General features: G+C 68.7%; 21 protein-coding genes. 9 read left to right on the top strand and 12 right to left on the bottom strand.

Annotation, left to right across the window (positions count from 1 at the left end; genetic code table 11):
* Window positions 1-4 precede the first annotated feature (4 nt).
* On the bottom strand, window positions 5-1,015 hold the full coding sequence (locus QCD70_RS01870) for an epimerase (RefSeq protein WP_301213425.1): 1,011 nt from the start codon (window positions 1,013-1,015) through the stop codon (window positions 5-7).
* Between the two features lie 79 nt (window positions 1,016-1,094).
* On the opposite strand from QCD70_RS01870, the gene QCD70_RS01865 reads away from it, so the two are divergent.
* Genes QCD70_RS01865 through QCD70_RS01845 form a run of 5 tightly spaced genes read left to right on the top strand, consistent with a single transcriptional unit; the run spans window position 1,095 to window position 5,416 of the window.
* Complete coding sequence (locus QCD70_RS01865) at window positions 1,095-1,502, top strand: hypothetical protein (RefSeq protein WP_055929259.1); 408 nt, start codon at window positions 1,095-1,097, stop codon at window positions 1,500-1,502.
* A gap of 8 nt (window positions 1,503-1,510) precedes the next feature.
* A complete protein-coding gene (locus QCD70_RS01860) occupies window positions 1,511-2,434 on the top strand; it encodes a pseudouridine-5'-phosphate glycosidase (protein ID WP_301213424.1) in 924 nt (307 codons plus the stop codon).
* Complete coding sequence (locus tag QCD70_RS01855; protein WP_301213423.1) at window positions 2,427-3,368, top strand: carbohydrate kinase family protein; 942 nt, start codon at window positions 2,427-2,429, stop codon at window positions 3,366-3,368. Before QCD70_RS01860 ends, QCD70_RS01855 begins: the two co-directional genes overlap by 8 nt.
* Before the next feature lie 9 nt (window positions 3,369-3,377).
* Window positions 3,378-4,736 carry a M20/M25/M40 family metallo-hydrolase gene (locus QCD70_RS01850; protein ID WP_301213421.1) on the top strand — a complete coding sequence of 453 codons (1,359 nt, stop codon included), beginning with the start codon at window positions 3,378-3,380 and terminating at the stop codon, window positions 4,734-4,736.
* 5 nt (window positions 4,737-4,741) lie between these two features.
* Entirely contained in the window at window positions 4,742-5,416 is a 675-nt protein-coding gene (locus QCD70_RS01845; RefSeq protein ID WP_301213420.1) for a Pr6Pr family membrane protein, read from the top strand.
* Here the strand turns inward: QCD70_RS01845 and QCD70_RS01840 are convergent.
* The 3 genes from QCD70_RS01840 to QCD70_RS01830 are packed head-to-tail and all read right to left on the bottom strand — an operon-like array spanning window position 5,392 to window position 9,064.
* A complete protein-coding gene (locus QCD70_RS01840; RefSeq protein WP_301213419.1) occupies window positions 5,392-6,882 on the bottom strand; it encodes a flavin monoamine oxidase family protein in 1,491 nt (496 codons plus the stop codon). The two genes, QCD70_RS01845 and QCD70_RS01840, sit on opposite strands and share 25 nt — an antisense overlap.
* A 28-nt stretch (window positions 6,883-6,910) precedes the next feature.
* A complete protein-coding gene (locus tag QCD70_RS01835; protein ID WP_301213418.1) occupies window positions 6,911-7,486 on the bottom strand; it encodes a GDSL-type esterase/lipase family protein in 576 nt (191 codons plus the stop codon).
* A 45-nt stretch (window positions 7,487-7,531) separates the two neighbouring features.
* Complete coding sequence (locus QCD70_RS01830; RefSeq protein WP_301213416.1) at window positions 7,532-9,064, bottom strand: SDR family oxidoreductase; 1,533 nt, start codon at window positions 9,062-9,064, stop codon at window positions 7,532-7,534.
* Between the two features lie 130 nt (window positions 9,065-9,194).
* Here QCD70_RS01830 and QCD70_RS01825 point away from each other — a divergent pair, with 130 nt between their 5' ends.
* Window positions 9,195-10,172, top strand: a complete 978-nt coding sequence (locus QCD70_RS01825) for an ROK family protein (RefSeq protein ID WP_301213415.1) — start codon at window positions 9,195-9,197, stop codon at window positions 10,170-10,172.
* Between the two features lie 19 nt (window positions 10,173-10,191).
* Here QCD70_RS01825 and QCD70_RS01820 read toward each other — a convergent pair whose 3' ends face one another.
* The 6 genes from QCD70_RS01820 to QCD70_RS01795 form a co-directional block, all read right to left on the bottom strand.
* Window positions 10,192-11,121 (bottom strand): bifunctional riboflavin kinase/FAD synthetase, encoded by a 930-nt coding sequence (locus QCD70_RS01820; protein ID WP_301213413.1) that lies wholly within the window; start codon window positions 11,119-11,121, stop codon window positions 10,192-10,194.
* Entirely contained in the window at window positions 11,118-11,567 is a 450-nt protein-coding gene (locus tag QCD70_RS01815) for a hypothetical protein (RefSeq protein WP_301213412.1), read from the bottom strand. Before QCD70_RS01815 ends, QCD70_RS01820 begins: the two co-directional genes overlap by 4 nt.
* Before the next feature lie 63 nt (window positions 11,568-11,630).
* A complete protein-coding gene (locus QCD70_RS01810) occupies window positions 11,631-11,999 on the bottom strand; it encodes a hypothetical protein (protein ID WP_301213411.1) in 369 nt (122 codons plus the stop codon).
* Window positions 11,996-12,964, bottom strand: coding sequence for a tRNA pseudouridine(55) synthase TruB (gene truB, locus QCD70_RS01805; protein ID WP_301213410.1), 969 nt, complete (start codon window positions 12,962-12,964; stop codon window positions 11,996-11,998). Before truB ends, QCD70_RS01810 begins: the two co-directional genes overlap by 4 nt.
* Before the next feature lie 35 nt (window positions 12,965-12,999).
* Window positions 13,000-13,623, bottom strand: a complete 624-nt coding sequence (locus QCD70_RS01800) for a hypothetical protein (protein WP_301213409.1) — start codon at window positions 13,621-13,623, stop codon at window positions 13,000-13,002.
* A 63-nt stretch (window positions 13,624-13,686) separates the two neighbouring features.
* Entirely contained in the window at window positions 13,687-14,142 is a 456-nt protein-coding gene (locus tag QCD70_RS01795; RefSeq protein WP_301213408.1) for a ribonuclease E inhibitor RraB, read from the bottom strand.
* Between the two features lie 23 nt (window positions 14,143-14,165).
* Here QCD70_RS01795 and QCD70_RS01790 point away from each other — a divergent pair, with 23 nt between their 5' ends.
* Genes QCD70_RS01790 through QCD70_RS01780 form a run of 3 tightly spaced genes read left to right on the top strand, consistent with a single transcriptional unit; the run spans window position 14,166 to window position 16,832 of the window.
* Window positions 14,166-15,086, top strand: coding sequence for an A/G-specific adenine glycosylase (locus QCD70_RS01790; protein WP_441004900.1), 921 nt, complete (start codon window positions 14,166-14,168; stop codon window positions 15,084-15,086).
* A 47-nt stretch (window positions 15,087-15,133) separates the two neighbouring features.
* Window positions 15,134-15,796, top strand: a complete 663-nt coding sequence (locus tag QCD70_RS01785; RefSeq protein WP_301213407.1) for a hypothetical protein — start codon at window positions 15,134-15,136, stop codon at window positions 15,794-15,796.
* Between the two features lie 31 nt (window positions 15,797-15,827).
* Window positions 15,828-16,832 (top strand): ketopantoate reductase family protein, encoded by a 1,005-nt coding sequence (locus tag QCD70_RS01780; RefSeq protein ID WP_301213406.1) that lies wholly within the window; start codon window positions 15,828-15,830, stop codon window positions 16,830-16,832.
* On the opposite strand, the gene rbfA is transcribed toward QCD70_RS01780, so the two are convergent.
* Both rbfA and infB read right to left on the bottom strand, forming a co-directional pair.
* The gene (gene rbfA, locus QCD70_RS01775) at window positions 16,829-17,320 is read right to left on the bottom strand and encodes a 30S ribosome-binding factor RbfA (RefSeq protein ID WP_301213405.1); all 492 of its coding nucleotides are present in this window, start codon (window positions 17,318-17,320) and stop codon (window positions 16,829-16,831) included. The genes QCD70_RS01780 and rbfA overlap by 4 nt on opposite strands.
* A 52-nt stretch (window positions 17,321-17,372) precedes the next feature.
* A complete protein-coding gene (gene infB, locus QCD70_RS01770) occupies window positions 17,373-20,195 on the bottom strand; it encodes a translation initiation factor IF-2 (protein ID WP_301213404.1) in 2,823 nt (940 codons plus the stop codon).
* Window positions 20,196-20,247 lie beyond the last annotated feature (52 nt).

Here is a 20,247-nt window from a genome sequence, read left to right as displayed (position 1 = left end):
CAGCTTAACGCGTCGCGCGGGAAGCGGGCCGCGCGAGCTCGTCGAGCGCCTGCTCGAGAGTGCTGTGCCGGAACACGTAGCCCGCGTTCTGCAGTCGCTCGGGCAGCACCCAACGGCTCTTCAGAACGAGCTCCGTCTCGGTCCGGAGCAGCCACATCGCCGGCTCGAGCATCCAGCGATAGGCGGGCAGGCCCACAGGAGCTCCGACGTTGCGGCGCAGCAGGGCCATGAGGCGTTTGTTGTCGCTCGGCTCCGGGGCGCTCACGTTGACGACGCCGGAGATGTTCGGCCTGTCGCGGATGAACCGGACGACACCGACGACGTCGTCGATGTGCACCCAGCTGAATTTCTGGAGGCCCTTGGTTCCCTGCTTCTGATGCCAGACGCCCGCCCGACGACGCGCGGCCGAACCGAAGAGAGACCGGAACCACCAGCCGTCGTGCTGGGTGCCGCCGAGCCCGAGCCGAGCGACGCGTTCGAGCGGCTCGAGGGCGCCGCCCCGTCCGAGCACGATCGCCATGCGGAGGGCGACCCGCCGGGTTTTCGGAAGGTCTCCGTCGAAGAACTCGCGCTCCCAGTCGGTGGCGATCGAGACGGAGAATCCCGAGCCGATCTCACCGCTCGCCTCGGTCTGCGGTCGATCCTCTGCGTGCCGGTAGATGGTCGCCGTACTCGAGTTCAGCCAGAGCGGCGGCGGGGAGGCGACGCGGGCGATGGACTGCCTGAGCAGTCTCGTGGTCTCGACGCGCGAGCGTCTGATCTCGACCCGGTTGCGCTCCGTGTAGCGGCAGTTCACACTCTTGCCCGCCAGATTGATCAGGAGCGCGGCCCCGTCGACGGCACGGTCGATCGTGGCGGTGTCGTGCCACCTGACCGCCGACCCCGATCGGCCGATGAGCACGACCTCGTAGCCTTCGGACCGGAGCTCACGCTGCAGCACCTGGCCGATGAATCCCCCGGCCCCGGCGATCACTGCACGGCCCGGGTCGTGAACGGTTGAGGCTTCGGGAGTCATGACACCAGTCTGGACGACGGCGGCGACATTCACCGTCACGACGATTGTCCACGGCGGGCCACGACGCTAGGTTTTCCTTATGACCTCTCCTGTGCCCTTCGGCGCCCCGTCCCCCGCCCTGTTCTCCGGCCCGGAAGGCGTCTGGAACGCGGACCCCGTCGAACTCGCCGCCCGCCTGTTCGTCGCCGTGTTCCAGCCGCAGGCATCCGCACCGCTGCCCCAGAGGGAGGTGTCCGACATCTACGACGCCCTCGCGGCCCTCGGCGGCTACACCCTCCCGGCCCAGCGGGTCGGCAACACGCAGCCCCTCGCCCTGACCGTGCAGCTCGCCCAGGAGGCGATCCTCACCTGGGAGCGCGCCACCATCGCCACGCGTCTCTCCGCCGGCGCAGGCCCGGTCTCCCACACGGTCACGGTTCTGCGTTTCGGTCCGGGAGTCCTGCAGGCCGCCGACCCCGTCGCCGCGCTGCGCGGCCGACTCGGCTGACCCGGGGCATGACCTCGCCGTTCATCGTCTCCCCTGCCGTCGCCGAGGCACTGGCCGACGGGCGCCCCGTGGTCGCGCTCGAGTCCACGATCATCTCGCACGGCCTCCCGCGACCCCGCAACCTCGCGGCCGCAAGGGAGTTCGAACAGATCCTTCTCTCCCAGGGCGTCACCCCGGCCACGGTCGCCGTCCTCGACGGCATCCCCCGTATCGGCCTCGAGGCCGACGGCGTGGAGCGCATCGCGTCGGAGGACATGGCGAAGGCGAGCGTACGCGACCTGCCGATTCTGGCCGCCAAGGGCATCAGCGGAGCGACGACGGTCGCCGCCACGGCCTATCTCGCGGCGAAGGCGGGCGTGCGTGTCTTCGCGACGGGCGGGCTGGGCGGTGTGCACCGCGGGGCCGACCAGACCTTCGACGAGTCGGCCGATCTCTCCGCGCTGGCGATCTCGCCCGTGGCCGTGGTGTCGGCGGGGGTCAAGAGCGTCCTCGACATTCCGGCCACTCTCGAGCGGCTCGAGACCCTGTCGGTCCCCGTCATCGGGTACCGCACCACGAACTTCCCGAGCTTCTGGCTCCGAGAGTCGGGCCACACGATCGACTGGTCGGTCGATTCGGCGGCCGAGATCGCCGCGGTCATGCGCAATCAGGATGCGTTGGGCCACGGCCAGGGCATCGTCGTCGCCAATCCGATCCCCCTCGAGCAGCAGTGGGACCCGGAGGAGCACGACCGCGTCCTCGCCCAGGCATTCGAGGCCGCGGAGGCCGCCGGCGTTCACGGCAAGGCGGTCACGCCCTTCCTGCTCGGCTACATCGTCGACGCCTCGGGCGGACGAAGCCTCGAGGTCAATCTCGACATCGCACGCAACAACGTTCGACTCGCCGCGGAGATCGCCACGGCGTGGAGCGAGGGTGCGCCCGTCCGTGGTTGAGCACGGTTCCGCGCACGCCGCCGCGGGATCTCCGCGGGTGATCGTCTTCGGCGACGTCATCGACGACATCATCGTGACGCCGACCGGCGACATCCGGCCCGACACCGACACGCCCGCCAGCATCGTTCGAACGGCCGGAGGTTCCGCGGCCAACTCTGCCGCGTGGCTCGCCTGGGCCGGGTGCCATGTCGACTTCATCGGCCGCGTGCACGTCACCGATCTCGACAGGCACCGCGCACTTCTGGTCGAGGCACGAGTCAGCCCTCACCTCCTGGGCGAACCCGACCTCCCCACCGGGGCCATCGTGGTGATCGTCTCGGCCGACGGTGCGCGCACGATGCTCACCCAGCGTGGCGCGAACGCCGCGCTCACTCCCCGCGACATCGGCGCCGACCGCCTCTCGAGGGCCGGTCACCTGCATTTCACCGGCTACTCGGTGTTCCGGCATCCGCGGGTGGAGGATTTCCCCGACCTCATCCGCCGCGCGCACGATGCGGGTGTGACGGTCAGCGTCGACCCGGGGTCGGCGGGGTTCATCGGCGACTTCGGCGGCGAGAGATTCCTCGAGGCGATCGACGGCAGCGACATCATCGTTCCGAACCTCGACGAGGGTCGGGCGCTCACCGGAGAAGACGATCCGGCCGAGATGCTCGACGCGCTCGTCGCCCGTTTTCCGCTCGTTGCCCTCACGCTGGGCCGCGACGGGGTGGCGCTCGGAACGCGGGACGGCATCCGACTCACCGCTTCGAGCAAGGCCGTCTCCGCGCTCGACACCACCGGCGCGGGCGATGCGTTCTGCGCATCCTTTCTCGCCGTCCTGCTCCGGGAATCGTCGCGAGAAACAGACGTTCTCTCGCGGGCGCTGTCGGCAGGCCTCGATGCCGCCGCCCTCGCCGTGTCGAGTATCGGAGCGAGGCCCCGGCCCACCGCGTAAAGTCGTCGTGTGGAAGACGAGGCGACCGGGCGGCACGACGACGCGAATGCGCTCGAGCACCTGCGCACCCTCCTGAGGATCCCGACCGTCTCTCGGCTCGACGAATCACGCATCGACTGGGCGCGGTTCGACGAGTTCATCGGCGCGCTCGGGCAGCTGTATCCGCTCGTGCACCGCGAACTCGTCGTCGATGTGGTCGACGGCCATGCCCTCCTCATGCGTTGGGCGGGCAGAAAGTCCGGGCGGGAGGCCGTGCTGATGGCCCACTACGACGTGGTCGCGGCCGACGATCCGACGGCCTGGACGCATCCGCCGTTCGACGCGGTCGTCACCGGCGCGGGTGCCGATGCGATCGTCTGGGGGCGAGGCACCCTCGACGACAAGGGAGCGGTCGCCGCCATCCTCGAAGCGGTCGAGCAGCTCCTCGGCGCGGGCTTCGTTCCCGAACACGACATCTATCTCAGCTTCGGGCACAACGAGGAGACGGCGGGCTCCGGAGCGGCGAGCCTCGTGGCCGAACTCGCGAGAAGGGGTGTCAGCCCCCGTCTCGTTCTCGACGAGGGCGGTGCCGTCATCGAGAAGGTGTTCCCGGGGGTCCATCGCCCGAGCGCGGTCGTCGGGGTCAGCGAGAAGGGCATGGCGAACATCTCGCTGACGGTCGAGCAGTCCGGCGGACACGCATCGACTCCCCCGCGCATGACGGCGACCGCCCGGCTGGCCCGGGCACTCGTGCGTCTGAACGCCCGGCGCTTTCCCGCATCGCTCACCGCTCCCAACATCGAGATGATCCGCACGATCGGGGCGCACTCGACGCCGCTGCTGCGCTTCGTCTTCACCCGCGTCGACACTTTCAGGCGCCCCCTGCTCGCCCTCTTCGCCCGTCTCAGCGACGAGACGAACGCTATGGTGCGAACCACCGCGGCGGTGACGCAGCTGCGTGCGAGCGACTCCGCCAACGCGCTGGCCGAGAGGGCCGTCGCCGTGGTCAACACCCGCATCGCCATAGACTCCACCGTCGACGAGACCCTGAGGCATATCAGGCGCGCGATCCACGACCCTCTCGTCGTGGTCGCAGCGAGCACGCCGAGCGAGCCGTCCCCCGTCTCCCCCTCGTCGGGTGAGGCGTGGCAGCTCATCTCCGAGGCCGTCTCCGCCGTCTACCCGCGCGCGATCGTGTCGCCCTACGTCATGCTCGGGGCGAGCGACGCCAGACACTTCACTGCGATCAGCCCGTTCGTCTATCGATTCACGCCCTTCGAGATGTCCTCCGACGAGCGCGCGACCCTGCACGCCATCGACGAACGGATGCACGTGGCCACGTTCCTGTCCGGAATCCGGTTCTACAGAACCCTGATCGAGCGACTCTAGTCGGCGTGCGGCGTCGAACCGGGCCGACTTCCGGCCAGAGCAGAGCGCGCACCGCCTTCGGGGTGGCGCGCGTCGTCGTGGCGATCGTGGGAATCGTCGCCCTCGTCGGCGATTACCAGTACATCCTTGGGTTCAGCAGTTTCTCCAAAGCAAACTATTTCGCGTACTTCACCAACCAGAGCAATGCGGCCGGAGTCGTGGTGATGTGCCTCGGGGCCTGGCTGTCATTCAGGAGATCGACCGACCCGGGCTGGATCATGACGGCCCGGATGCTCACGGCCACCTTCACGATCATCTCCGGCATCGTCTTCGGGCTCATCGTGAGCCAGGCCGGAGACTACAACTACCGGATCGTCGTTCCGTGGTCGAGCCAGCTGCTGCATTTCTGGATTCCGTCGTACGTGATCATCGACTGGATCTTCGCTCCCGGACGCTCCCCTATCGCCTGGAGACGACTCTGGCTCGTGCTCATCTACCCGCTCGTGTGGGGAGGATTCACCATGATCCGCGGCGCGATCGTGGGCTGGTACCCCTACTTCTTCCTCGACCCCGGCCAGGTGTCCGGCCCTCTGGAATTCGCCGCCTACTCCGGCGCCATCCTGCTCGTCATCATGGGCCTCGCGGCCGGTCTGATCGCACTCTCGAGGAGAGGCCGTCAGGACGCGGGAAGGAAGGGCTGAAGACTCGCCAGGGCGATCTCCCGAACGTCGTCGTCGCCGAGCTCCGACAGCGCGAGCGCGTCGCTGCCCCCGATCAGGCCGATCAGCACGGCATCGCCTGTCAGGGGCATGAGGTTGATCCACTGACGGATCAGGATCGAGTCCTCAGTATCAGGCGTCGGCGTCGCGGCCGGCGAGGGCGCCTCGTCGGCACCGTACGGGGGCGAATCGACCACCAGGCTCCAGAAGGCTGCCTCCTCGGTCCAGAACGGGGTGTCGTAGCGCAGCCAGACCTTTTCGACGGTGCCCGATCCGAGGGAGGCGATCGCGGATCTGTGGGCGAAGGGAAGCGGGGGGTCGAAGGTGATGGAGTCCGACTGCAGCACGCCGAGCGGCACCGTGACGATCACTCGGTCGACCCGGAGCGACTCGCCGGTGGCCATCTTCAGGCGAACCGCGTCGTCGTCGACCGACACCTCGCGAACCGGCGTCGACAGGGCCACGTCTGCTCCGTCGAGAAGCTCTGTCACAAGAGGCAGGGCCGAGCCCACGACGAAGGCGTCGCCGCCCTCCCCCTGCGCCGCGTCATCGAGCCCGTACCAGGTCGACAGCTGGACCGCGTCCGCTCCGAGCACCGTGACGACGGTGCGGTCGACGTACTCGGCCACGCGAGATGCAGGGCTGACTCCGATCTCGTCGGCGGTGCCGTCGACCGACGAACCGCCCGAACCGGCGAGGGATGCGCTGAGGCTCGGGTCTCTGCTCTGCATCGCGCCCCAGGTCACGGCAGCGGCCAGCGCATCCGGTCCGACGGCATTGTCGGGCACGGCATCGGATGCGACGGTCAGTTGCACGCGCGAGGTCGCGTCGACGGGAACGGTCACCACGTCGAGCTCTGCGAGGGAGTCCGTGAGGGTCGAGGAGTCGACGCCCCGCACGAACGACGGGCCGAGGTCGACGACCACCGGCCAGTCTCCGGGCCCGTGCGCATCCACCCTGCCGCCCACCCGGTCGCGGCCCTCGAACACCAGGACCTCGTAACCCGCAGCGACGAGCGCCCTGGCTGCCGCCGCGCCCGCGAGCCCTGCGCCGATGATGCCGATGCGTTCGCCGTCGGACGCCGCCTGAAGGACGTCGGCGGCCGCCCGCGCGCCGGAGCTCTGGGCACCGTTCAGGGTGCCGGGAAACTCCGTGCTGGTGGCCTCGCCGGCAAAGAAGATCCTGTCGGACACGCTCTCGCCGAGCACCTCGCGGGCGTCGGGAGCCGAACCCGTGGGCAGGTAGCTGGTGCTGCCGAGCGAGAAGGGGTCCGCCGACCAGTTCGAGCGGATGAATCCGTTCGGACTGGGAACCGCACCCGGTGTCGGCGTGGGTGTTCCCGTGGCCGTGGTGGGTGTCGGCCGGGGCGGACCGACGCAGGCCGAGAGGGCGAGCACGGCTGCGCCGGTCGCTGCGCCCACCAGAAACGTGCGACGATCCACGGTCATGGCCTGTGCTCCGATTGCCGGGCGCGCGTCACTGCGCGGAGAGGTCGGGCAGCCTGATCGGACGAGACATGGGGGGAAGATCGTTCACCCTCTCGAATGCGGGCCGGAGCTCCGACAGCCAGACGTCGTACCCGGCCTCATTGAGGTGCAGACGGTCATCGGTGAATTCTGCCTTCAATTCGCCGTCGGCGTCGGCCATCGCCGGCCACAGATCGAGGTAGTGCACTCTCTGGGTTGCAGCGAACTGCCAGATGTGGCGGTTGATCTCTCTGATGTTCTCGGCGTACTCTCGCCCGCGGGGAAGGACGGACTGCAGCAGGATGCGTGCGTCCGGCAGCTCCTGGTGCAGGCGCACGAGGGCGCTCTCGATGTTGCGGACGATGCGCTCGATGCCGCGACGCTCCGCCAGGTCGTTCGTGCCGATGAGGAGCACGACAGTCTGCGGGTCGCTCTCGATCACTGCATCGAGTCTCTCGAGAAGCCCGTCGGTCGTCTCGCCGTCGACCCCGAAGTTGCGGGCATCGACATCGGCGAACCACTCCTGCCAGGCTCCTGCTGCGGTAATGCTGTCTCCGACGAATGCGGTCACAGGCTTGTCAGTCATCGTGCCTCCGTAAGTGCTCTCCAGCCATGATACGCGGCACCCCTTTCAGGGGGAGGGAACAGCCTCCCGCGGAGGCGAGGCCGGACTGCGCCGATCACGGGTCGCCTTCTCCGCCGTCGCGGTGATGCGATTCGCCATGCCGTTGAAGATCACGCCGTGGAACGGGAGGATGGCGAACCAGTACAGACGGCCTCCCAGGCCGCGGGGGAAGAACACCGCCCGCTGGTCGTAGACGGACCCACGACCGTCGTCTGCTTCGGAGGCGCGCATCTCGAGCCAGGCGAGGCCGGGAACCTTCATCTCCGCTCGAAGCCGCAGGAGCGACCCCCGCTCGATCGCCTCCACCCTCCAGAAGTCGAGCGCGTCTCCCCTGTGCAGTTCAGTGGCGCTGCGACGGCCGCGACGCAGACCGACGCCACCGACCAGCTTGTCCATCCACCCGCGGGCAGCCCATGCGAGCGGGAACGAGTACCACCCGTTGTCGCCGCCGATTCCCTCGATGACCTTCCACAGCTCGGAGGCGCCTGCACTGCTCCTGCGCTGTTTGACATCGAGGTACACGGTGTGTCCGGCCCATTCCGGATCGGAGGGCAGCGGATCGCTCGCCGCGCCCCGCACGACGGCGTTCTGCCAGCTCGTCTCGACCTCGCCCGCCTTCATCTTGCCGAGCGCGAGACGAACAGCACGACGGTACGAGGTGAGTCCCCCCTCGGGATCGGGGATCAGCTGCCGGATGTCGTCGTCGTGCGCCACGCAGTCGAACTGCAGCGAGGCGATGATGGGCACCGCGAGAGCACGCGGAATCGGGGTGACGAGGTTCACCCACTGCGACGCGAGCCACGGGGTCATCACCGGCAGAGCGGCGATCGGCCGCTGCTTCAACCCCGCCTCCAGGGCGTATCCGTTCATCATCTGGCCGTACCGGAGCACATCCGGCCCGCCGATGTCGAACGCCCGATTGACCTCGGATGGTACGGAGGCCGCGTGGACGAGGTAGTAGAGCACGTCGCGCACGGCGATGGGCTGGATGCGGTTGCGCACCCAGCGCGGGGCCGGCATGTAGGGAAGCACGTCGGTCAGATGGCGCACCATCTCGAACGAGGTCGATCCCGAGCCGATGATGACCCCGGCCTGCAGCGCTATCGTGGGCACGCCCGAGGCGAGCAGGATCTCGCCGACGCGCTTGCGGCTCTCGAGATGCTCCGACAGGCGGCCCTCCACGGGGTGCAGACCGCCGAGATAGACGATGCGCTTCACCCCCGAGGCCTTCGCCGCGCGGGCGGTGTTCAGCGCAGCGCGCTCCTCCTGCTCGCGGAAGTGGCCGGGCCTGCCCATGGAGTGCACGAGGTAGTAGAGCACCTCGACGCCATCGGTGGCCGCGGGCAGCGTCGATGCATCGTCGAGGTCGCCTGTGACGATCTCGACGTCGGAGGCCCACGGAACGTCCGAGAGTTTGAGGGGGTCGCGCACCAGGACGCGCACCCGGAACCCGGCGTCGATGAGGCGGGGCACGAGCCTGCCTCCGACGTACCCCGTTGCACCGGTGACGAGAACGAGGGGCAGCGCGGAGGAATCCATGTTCCTCACGGTACGGCGCGTCGGCGAGCACGGCGAGGCATTGACACTCTGGCGTCGACACTCTGGCGTCGACACCCAGCCCCGGCTCGGGCTTCACCGTGTGGCGGGCGAGGTGCCCTAGGCTGGTTCGGTGCCAGCAGAGAGCCTGAATCCGACCGCGTCGATCTCCGAGCCGACAGAGCACTCGACGAGCGTCGTGCTCGCCGTCGACTTCGGCGGAACCAAGGTCGAGTCCGCACTCGTCGACGAGACCGGAACCCTCCTCGAGGGCAGCCGGTTCAGGCATCCGACGGGCCGCGACCGATCAGCCGACGAACTCGCCGAGGCCGTCTCCTCCGTCTGCAGGTCCTCGCTCCAGGCGCTCCCCGGCACACTCTCCCTTCGTGGCATCGGAATCGGCGCCGCAGGGCCGATCGACCGCGAGAAGGGGCTCGTCTCCCCCGTCAACCTCCAGGTGTGGCGCGACTTTCCGCTGCGCGACACCGTCGCCGCGGTCGCCCGCGAGTTCGGACACTCGGCCCCGGCCGTGCTCCGCCTCGACGGCCTCTGCATCACCCTGGCCGAGAACTGGGTGGGCGCTGGCCGGGGCCGCGACAACATGATGGGCATGATCGTGTCGACCGGTGTCGGTGGCGGCGTCATCTCCGGCGGCTCCGTGGTCGCCGGGTTCTCCGGCAACGCGGGCCACATCGGGCAGGTCGAGGTTCCCGGTTTCACCGACGTGGATGCCCCGTGCACGCTCGAGGAGATCGCCGCCGGTCCGCACACGGTCGCGTGGGCGCAGGCCCGAGGCTTCGAGGGCGAGACCGGAGAGGACCTCGCCCGAGCCTACGCGGCGAAGGATCGCATCGCCGTGGCGGCCGTGACACGCAGCGGAACGGCCATCGGGCGCGCGATCGCATCCGTCTCGACGCTGCTCGACCTCGAGGTCGTGGTGATCGGGGGCGGTTTCGCGCGCGTCTCCCCCGACCTGTTCGACATCATCCGCACGGCGATCGACCGGTACTCGCGTTTCGACTACGCACGCCGCGTCGAGGTGCTTCCCACCGGTCTCGACACCGACGGTCCGCTGATCGGTGCCGCAGCCCTCGTCTATCGCTCGGTCTGACCGACACGGCGTCGGCCGATCAGGCGAGCAGTCGTCTGACCTGCTGCACGTCGTCGTTCATCTGCTCGATGAGCGGCCCGACGCCGGTGTACTTGACCATGCCGCGGATGCGATGGGTGAACTCCACGTCGACGACGTGATCGTAGAGGTCGATGTCCTGATCGAGAACGAAGGCTTCGACCTGCTTCTGCGGAACGCCGGTGAAGGTGGGATTGTTCCCGACGGAGATCGCCGCCCTGTAGCGCACGCCCTGGTCGGTCAGCCATCCGGCGTAGACGCCGTCGGCCGGGATCAGACCCTGCGACTCGGGAGACAGGTTCGCCGTGGGGAATCCCAGTTCGCGCCCTCGGGCGGCGCCGTGCACCACGACGCCGCGCACGGTGGGAGTGTGCTCGAGCAGGCCGGCGGCCCCTTCGACATCGCCGTCGCGCAGCAGTTCCCTGATCCACGTGGACGACACGCGGCGGTCGTCCTCCAGCCGCACGTCCTCGATGAGTTCGACGGTGAAGTCGTTCTCCTTGCCGAGGCGTCGCAGAGCGTCCACATCACCGGTGCCGCGCACCCCGAAGCGGAAGTCCCTGCCCACGAGCACGACCTTGGCATGCAGGGCGTCGACGAGGATGCGCGACACGAACTCCTCGGGTGTCTGGTCGGCGAACGGCCTGTCGAACGCCACGACCAGTGCCGCTTCGACCCCCGTCGACGACAACAGCTCGAGCTTGCGCTCGGTGCCCACGAGAGTCGCGGGACAGTTGCCCGGCGCAAGCAGGTCGAGGGGGTGACGGTCGAAGGTCACGACGACACTGCTGAGGTCGTTTCGTGCGGCGACGTCGAGAAGCTGCCGGATGACGGCCCGGTGGCCTGCGTGCACACCGTCGAATTTGCCGATAGTGACGGCGGAACGCCCCCGGTCGATCGACACGGACGCGAGGTCGGTGAAGATCTTCACGACGCGGTGCCCTCCGGCTCGCGGGACGGCCGGTGAGCCCTGAGCCAGAGCATGCCGAGCACCGGCAGCACCAGGGGGATGAAGAGGTAGCCGTTGCCGTACCAGGACCACACCGACGGCCGGGCGAAGTACTCGGGGTGGGTGAGGCTCAGCGTTCCGACCACGAGCACGCCGACGAGCTCGAAGGTGATCGTCGCCCAGGCGACTCGATACCACGCGCGGCCCGGTGCGATGAGGGCGATCGTCGCCACGATGTAGACGACGCTCGCCAGAGCCGAGAGCCAATAGGCGAGCGACACGGGTTCGGAGTCGCGGAGAAGACCGGCGATCTGAACGAACGATCTGCCCGTCGCTCCGAGAGCGAGGATGCCGTAGACCACGATGAGCACTCGTCCGACTCCTGAGGAGCGGCCTGTGCGTTGTGCGATTGTCTTGTCCTGTGCCATGGCCGATTCAGTTTACCGGTGCCGCGGCCCTGCCCGGCGCGTTGGATGCGCCCGATGCACCGATCACGCGAGCTGCACGAACCAGATGACGTTCATGCGGTAGACCATCACGGCGATGGCGAGGCAGACGACGCCCAGCACCACCGTGCTCCAGCGGCTGCGCTCGACGAGCGCCCAGAAACCGCCGGCGAGCGGCAGCAGCAGCGCCGAGACCAGATAGGTGTAGAACTCGAGAGGATCCCCGCTCGGCGGGTTGCCCACGGCCGGAGCCACGATCGCCACCACGAGCTGCACGACGAGCAGGAGCTCGACGAGGGCCGTCGCCCCGAGCGTGATGTCGTTGGGCGCGCGTTTGGCGAAGCCCAGCACGAGACACAGGACCCCGGCGAGGACGGCGACGACGACCTGCACCGTGGTGAACCACTCGATCATGCGTCGTCCGGCTTCGTCTGGGGTTCATCTGACGGAAAGTTGGCAAGGATCTTCGCTGTGCCATGCGATACCGCAACCAGACCCACCAGTCTGTCGTCGGGTGCGATCGCGGCGACCGGGCCCGACGCATCCGGAACGTCGCCCAGCACGAGCCTCTTGCCGTGCCCGAGGTCGATCGTCTGCTCCTCACTCAGCCGCAGCGTCGGAAAGAGCTCCGACGCGGCCTGCGAGGGCGACTGCAGCGCGTCGGCCACGACCACGGTGTCGAGCTCGGCCGCCGCGTCGACCGAGAATGGACCGATTCGAGTTCGGCGCAGCGCGACCAGGTGGCCGCCCGTGTCGAGGGCTGCACCGAGGTCGCGGGCGAGGGCTCGGATGTAGGTTCCCGAGGAGCAGACGACGCGCACCTCGAGATCGACGACGGGGGTGCCGGACGCGCTCGTCGCGGGTGTTCGCGAGAGCACCTCGAACTCGCTGACGGTAACGGGACGGGCCTTCAACTGCACGTCGACGCCCTCCCGCGCGAGAGCGTAGGCGCGCTTGCCGTCGACCTTGATGGCGCTCACCGTGCTGGGAACCTGCACGATGTCGCCCGTGAGCCGGCCGATCTGCGTTCCGATCGCATCGTCACCGAGACCCGCCACGACCCCCGCCGCGGCGGTCGAGGTCACCTCGCCCTCCGCGTCGTCGGTCGTCGTCCCCTCACCGAGCCGGATGGTGGCCAGGTACTCCTTGTCGAGTCCCACGACGAACGTCAGAAGACGCGTCGAGCTGTTGATGCCGAGCACGAGAAGCCCTGTGGCCATCGGATCGAGGGTGCCGGCGTGTCCGACCTTGCGGGTGCCTGCAAGACGTCGGGTGGCGGAGACCACGTCGTGGCTCGTCATGCCGCCGGGTTTGTCGACGAGCAGGATGCCGCTTCGGGTCGACGGCTCGGCTCGAGGGCGGGTGAACGGATCTGGCACGCGACAAGCCTAGACGCAGGGCCGGCCCCGACGGCTCAGCAGCTGTCGGCGAAGACCCGACGCGGAAGCTCGGGGTCCGTGGTGTCGACGATGGCCGTGGCCGTGAAGCGGGGCTCGGCCACGCCGGCGTAGTGGTCGAGCGCCTCGTCGAGCACGAGATCGCGCGGTCGCCGCGGCGTCTCAAGATAGATCGTGTAGTTGAACGTGCCTCGCAGCTCCGGCCGCGCGAGGAACGGACCGGCGACGACGAGGATCGCATCGGGCGGCGCCGTTCGCCAGACCGGCTCGATGCTGCGCGAGGCCCCCTCGTCGAAGGCGGCCACGACGAAACCGGTGCTGCCTCCCAGCCGGAAGGGGTCGATGAGGACTCGTCTGAAGGTCGCGTAGTCGTAGCGCTGCTCGTAGTACTCCGACGGGGTCTGGCGGGCACCGATGCGGTCGGCCGGCGACGACACGAAATCATCGATAGACGCGAACACGGATGTGTGCCCCGCCCGGGCCAAGGCGGCTCCGAGTTCGCGACCGAACTCCGTCGAACCGACCGCTCCGTCTACGGCGACGACGGCTCGGCCCCTCCCGTAGTTGTGGGCGATCTCCGAAGCCTGGGCGTCGAAGAACTGACGTGCTGCAGCATGGTCGTATGAGGCGTCGAGGGGCACTCGTCCAGTGTAGGCACGCCCTCGCCCGGCCGGGTCGATAGGGCGGGGCGTGCGAGCTGCGGTCTACTCCGGGAGAACGACCATTGCACCGAAGCCGTCGTAGTCTCCCTTGCACGCGTCAGCGACAGTCAACATGAACTTGATGGAGTGCCGAACGGATTCGTCGGTCAGATCATCGCTCGCAATAGCGTCCAGAACCCACCTCGGTCGACCGTTCGTGCGGGTGAGGCGCACCGATCGGGATCGGCGGATGATCCTCACGGCACGTCTCGCAGACATCCGTCGTTCGAACAGCACGGTGTGCACGACCTCTCGCTCGGCTGACAGGTCGTCCCGCTCCCGCAGCCGAACGGCTTTCTGCTCGAGCCAGGTCTGCCACTCGCGATCGAAGCTGGCCTCGATCCCTCCATCCACCTCGGACAATCCGCTCCCCCTGTGGTCAATGAATGCAGGTTCCGTCAGAACAGAATCTAGCGTCCAGCGTTGCCGCGCCCTGCGGCGTCCGCCGGCGATGAGCATGAGACGGCACCTAGGCTGTTGAGGTGAATGCGAACATCCGTGCCACAGGGTCGACACATGACAGCGGCACGAGCGACTACGCAAGGGCCCTCATCGAGTGGTTCGACGCCTCTGCCCGCGACCTTCCGTGGCGCGCTCCCGACTTCGGGGCCTGGGGCATCCTGGTCAGTGAATTCATGCTGCAGCAGACACCCGTGGTGAGGGTCGTTCCGCGCCTGGCGGAGTGGCTAGAGCGCTGGCCGACACCCGCGGCCCTCGCCGCCGACTCCCCCGGCGAGGCCGTGCGTGCGTGGCAGTCGCTCGGATATCCGCGACGCGCCCTGTGGCTGCATGCCTGCGCTGTCGCGATCACCGAGACGCACGACGGCGTGGTGCCGTCCGACGTCGGGGCGTTACGGGCGCTGCCGGGCATCGGCGATTACACGTCGAGAGCCGTGGCCGTCTTCGCGTACGGCGACAGGCATCCGGTCGTCGACACGAACACCCGCCGCGTCATCGCCCGCTCGATCGAAGGACGCGACGACGCTGGGCCGCCGAGTGCGCGTCGGGATCTCGAGGCCATGGAGCGCCTGCTGCCCCACGACGAGCACGACGCCCGTCGATTCAACGCGGCCATCATGGAGCTCGGCGCCGTGGTGTGCACGGCGCGCCGACCGGACTGCGACATCTGCCCCGTGCGCTCCTCCTGCGCCTGGCTGCAGGCTGGCTTCCCCGAGACGGGTGGGCCGAAGAAGAAGGTGCAGAAGAAGTTCGAGGGCTCCGACCGCCAGGTGCGCGGTCTGGTTCTCGCGCTCCTTCGCGCGAGCGACGGCGCCCACGGCGTCTCCGTCGGTGCGGTGGATGCGGTCTGGCACGACGGCGTGCAGCTCGAGCGGGCCGTCGACGGGCTCGTCCGCGACGGCCTGATCGCCCGAACGCCGGACGGCTTCGCGCTGCCCTCGTGACCGGGCCTATGCTGGCCATCAGGTCGATTGACGAAAGCGGTAACACAGTGAGAGCTCTGCTCGGCGTTTCGGTCACCCTTCTCGCGGTCGTGCTGACCGGATGCGCGGGGGCACCGTCGAACGGCCAGGCGACGACACCCCCGGCCTCGGCAGCACCCCCCACGTCGAGCGCCGAACCTGCCGTTCCCGAGACCACGCCCCCGGCTCCCGAGCGGGCCGCATACACGATCCCGACCGACTGCGCCTCGCTCATCGCCTCCACGCCCTTCACGTCCACGTTCGGGAGTTGGCCGTTGAACGACCCTGCCGTGGTCGGAACCCCGGATGGGCCGTACTACACGCCGTCCGGCTCCATCTCGCCGACCCCCGCACCGAGCGATGCGACGCTGCTCGAGGCGATGTTGTCGGCGACCGAACTCCGATGCGTGTGGAGAGACCCGCAGGCCGACATCACGAACCTGTCCGTCGAGATCGGCGAGGTCGATCCCGCCGTTTCGGCCCCCTACCTGCAGTCGCTGCCGGCCGAGGGGTTCAGCTGCACCCAGGAGGGTTCCGCCCAGACGTGTGCGAAGTTCGAGACGGAGAGCAAGTACAACGTCGAGGTCGGTCAGACCGTTCTCGTGCGCGACGGCGTGTTCATCCGCGTGAGCCAGGCCAACGTCTCGACTCCGAACCTGATGGACACACTCGTCACTGATGTGTGGGGCTAGGCCGGCGCACCCCAGCGCCTAGGCTGGCCGTATGCGAATCGCCGTGATCGGGGCCGGTGCGATCGGAGGCACCATCGCGGCTCTCCTCGACCGTGCGGGGCACGACGTCACCATCACGGCCCGGGGCGAACAGCTCGAGGTGATCCGGGCATCCGGCCTGCAGATCTCGGGCGGCTGGGGCGAGCACACGGCGCGCCCCCGCGCATCCGCCGTGCTCGAGGAGTCGCCGCAGCTGGCGTTCGTGTGCACGAAGGCGCAGGATGCGGCCGACGCGATCTCGGCGAACGCCTCCCGGCTCGCCGGAGTGCCGGTGGTCATCGTGCAGAACGGTCTCGACGGCGTGCGGATCGCCGAGGAGCTGCTGCCCGGCTCCCCCGTCGTCGGCGCGATCGCGCTGTACGCGGCCAGCTACCTTCGCGCCGGGCACGTGGATGTCACGGCCGCCGGGCCCACGTTCGTCGGCGTCGACGACGCGGCACGGCAGGGCGTCGCCCACGAGGTCGAGACGGTGCTCGGCTCTGCCATGCCGACGCGGCTCGTGCGCGACTTCCGAGGTGCGCAGTGGTCGAAGCTGATCGTCAACCAGGTCAACGCGATGCCCGCCATCACGGGCCTCTCGGCCCAGGCCACCCTGCGGCATCCGGTCCTCGGCGGCATCGTGGCCGCGAGCATGCGGGAGGCGGTGCGCATCGGATTCGCGTCGCACGTGCACTTCGCTTCGTTGCAGGGTCTCAGCCAGCCCCTGCTGCGCGCGTTCTCGATCGCGCCGATCGCGATCGCGCGCGCTCTTCCGCGCGTGATGGCGAGGCGCATGGGCGACGCACCCAATCCGGGATCCACTCTGCAGAGCATCCGCCGTGGGCAGCCGACCGAGATCGACTTCCTCAACGGTGCGGTGGTGCGCGCCGCACACGCCGCGGGAATGTCGGCCCCTCTCAACGAGATGCTGACCGAGCTGGTGCACCGGGTAGAGAAAAGCGGCGACTTCCTCGAAGTCGAGGAAGTCGCCGCCGTGTTCCGTGAACTGCTGAGCTAGTGACGGGGAGCCGTCGCCGGCTCACCGTCTTCGTCGTCGCCGTCGAACTCGTCGTCATCGTCGTCGAGCTGCCGGGGCTTCACATACGGGTCTGCGTCGCCGGCGAATTTCGCCTCGCGGGCGAGCCGGAGCGTTTCAGCGTCACGCTGTTGCGCCTCGGCCAGCAGGCCGTCGATCAGCTGGGCGTTCTCGGGAATGCCATCCGGAATGAATTCCAGACTCGGGGTGAGGCGGGCGGTGATGTTCTTGCCCACCTCGCTCCGCAGCATGCCCGTGGCCGACTTCAGAGCGGCCGCACTGTCTGCGCGCTCCTCGTCTGAGCCGTACACCGTGTAGAAGACCGATGCGTGCTGCAGGTCGCCCGTCACCTTCACGTCGGTGATGGTGACGAAGCCCAGGCGGGGGTCTTTCAACCCCCGCTCGAGCGTCTTCGCCACGATGACCTGGATTCGCTCCGCCATTTTTCTGGCGCGGGCGGGATCAGCCACGGTGCTTTCCGTTCTCTCGTCGGAAGCCGACGCGAATCTTTGTCCGTGAGGACTAGACGCGCGGCTTCTCCTTCATCTCGATGGTCTCGATCTCGTCGCCGATCTGGATGTCGTTGAACTTGCCGAGACCGATACCGGCCTCGAAGTCCGTACGAACCTCGGTGACGTCGTCTTTGAAGCGACGCAGCGACTCGATGGCCAGGTTGTCGCCGACCACGACGCCGTCGCGGATGACCCGCGCCTTGGCGTTCCTCGTGATGGTTCCCGAGCGCACGATGACACCGGCGATGTTTCCGAACTTGGAGGAACGGAACACCTCGCGGATCTCCGCCACACCCGACTGGACCTCTTCGAACTCGGGCTTGAGCATGCCCTTGAGCGAGTTCTCGATGTCTTCGAGCGCGGAGTAGATGACCGAGTAGAAACGAACGTCGACGCCCTCACGAGCGGCGCGCTCGCGCGCCTTCGTGTCGGGTCGAACGTTGAATCCGATGATGATCGCGTTGTCGACCGTTGCCAGGTTGACGTCGGACTCGGTGACGGCACCCACACCACGGTGGATGATGCGCAGCTGCACCGAATCGTCGACCTCGATCTTGAGCAGCGACTCTTCCAGTGCCTCGACGGCACCGGAGACGTCACCCTTGATGATGAGGTTGAGCGACTCGACCTTGCCCTCTTCGAGTGCACGGGTGAAGTCCTCGAGCGAGATGCGCTTGCGGCTCTTGGCCAGCAGGGCGTTGCGCTCGACGGCCTCGCGCTTCTCGGCGATCTGCCGAGCGGTGCGGTCGTCTTCGGTGACCAGGAACGTGTCGCCGGCGCGGGGCACCGTCGAGAGTCCCTGCACCTGCACGGGGCGGGCGGGCGTGGCCTCGGTGACGATGTTTCCATCCTCATCGTGCATGGCCCGGACCTTGCCGTAGGCGGTTCCGGCGACGATCGGGTCGCCGACGCGCAGCGTTCCCGACTGGATGAGCACGGTTGCGACAGCACCACGGCCCTTGTCGAGCTTCGCCTCGATGGCGACGCCGCGGGCATCCTTGTTGGGGTTGGCCCGCATGTCGAGTCCGGCGTCTGCGGTCAGCAGCACGGCGTCGAGGAGTTCCTTGATGCCGATGTTGTTGAGCGCGGACACGTCGACGAACATCACGTCTCCGCCGTACTCCTCGGCGACGAGGCCGAATTCGGTGAGCTGCTGGCGCACCTTGGCGGGGTTCGCGCCCACCTTGTCGACCTTGTTCACCGCGACCACGATCGGCACGTTCGCCGCCTGGGCGTGGTTCAGCGCCTCGACCGTCTGCGGCATGATGCCGTCGTCGGCCGCGACCACCAGGATGGCGATGTCGGTGACCTGCGCACCACGGGCGCGCATGGCGGTGAACGCCTCGTGGCCCGGGGTGTCGATGAAGGTGATCTTGCGCTCGATGCCCTCGTGCTCGGCCGAAACCTGGTAGGCGCCGATGTGCTGGGTGATGCCACCGGCCTCGCCGGCGACCACGTTGGCACTGCGGATGGCGTCGAGGAGCCTGGTCTTACCGTGGTCGACGTGACCCATGACGGTGACGACCGGCGGACGGATCTCGAGATCCTCGTCGGTCTCGTCTTCGAGCTCCTGGTCGATGTCGATGTCGAAGCCGCTCAACAGCTCGCGATCCTCGTCCTCCGGGGAGACCATCTGGATCTTGTAGCCGAGCTCTTCGCCCAGGATGTCGAAGGTCGCCTCGTCGAGGGACTCCGTGGCCGTCGCCATCTCACCGAGGTGGAACAGCACGGTCACGAGGTTTCCGGGGCTCGCGTCGATCTTGTCGGCGAAGTCGGTGATGGATGCTCCGCGGCGCAGTCGCACCACGGTCGAGCCGTCACCACGGGGAACGCTGACGCCTCCGAGCGACGGGGCTTCCCGCAGCTCGAACTCAGCGCGCTTCGTGCGCTTCGACTTACGTGCCTTGGCACGACCGCCGCCACGACCGAATGCTCCGGCCGTGCCGCCACCGGGGCCACGACCACGGCCGCCACCACCCGCGGGACGGGGAGCGCCGAAACCGGGAGTCGCTCCGGGAGCGCCGCCGGGACGCTGGAAGCCGCCGCCCGCGGGACGGGCGCCGCCCGCTCCACCGGGACGGAATCCGCCGCCGGCGCCTGCGGGACGCTGTCCGAATCCGCCGGGACGTGCGCCCTGGCCTGCACCGCCGGGACGCGGGGCGCCCGGGCGGGGTGCACCGGGACGGGGAGCCGCCGGACGCGGGATCGCGCCGGTGGAGCCGCCGCCGGTACCCGCTCGGGGTGCCGGGGTGGTGCCCATGCCCTGCTGGCTGGCGAAGGGGTTGTTGCCGGGGCGCGGGGCACCGGGACGCTGCATGCCCTGCTGGCTGGCGAACGGGTTGTTGCCGGGGCGCGGGGCACCCGGACGGGGCGCACCTCCGGCGGGTGCGGTCTCACCGGTGGAGACGGGGGCCGCGGGCTGGCTGGTCTCGACCGCGGGAGCGGGGGTCGGGGCCGCGGCGGGAGCCTCTGCCGGAGCGGCGGGGGCCGCCGGCGTGGCAGCCGGCGCGGGAGCCGCGGGGGTCTCGACGACCGGAGCAGCCGGGGTCGGCGCTGCCGGAGCAGCGGGACGAGCGGGGCCGGGGGTCGCCGTCGTACGAGCTCCGCCGGGGCGGGCGGGCGACGGGGCGGCCTTCGCCGGGGCGGGCGTCGGTGTCGCACTACCTGCACCGTCGGCGAGAAGGGCTTCCTTCAGGCGACGGGCGACGGGCGGTTCGATGCTCGACGAGGGGCCCTTGACGAACTGACCCATTTCTTTCAGCTTCGCGAGGGCGATCTTGCTGTCGACGCCGAGTTCGGCGGCGACTTCGTGTACGCGTGGTTTTGCAGCCACAATTCTCCTGTCTGGGATCCGCTCCCAAACAGGGGCAGACCATTAGTTGTGC

The organism is Agreia sp. PsM10 (assembly GCF_030433855.1).
Lineage (GTDB): Bacteria > Actinomycetota > Actinomycetes > Actinomycetales > Microbacteriaceae > Agreia.
This window is presented reverse-complemented; position numbering and strand designations above follow the sequence as displayed.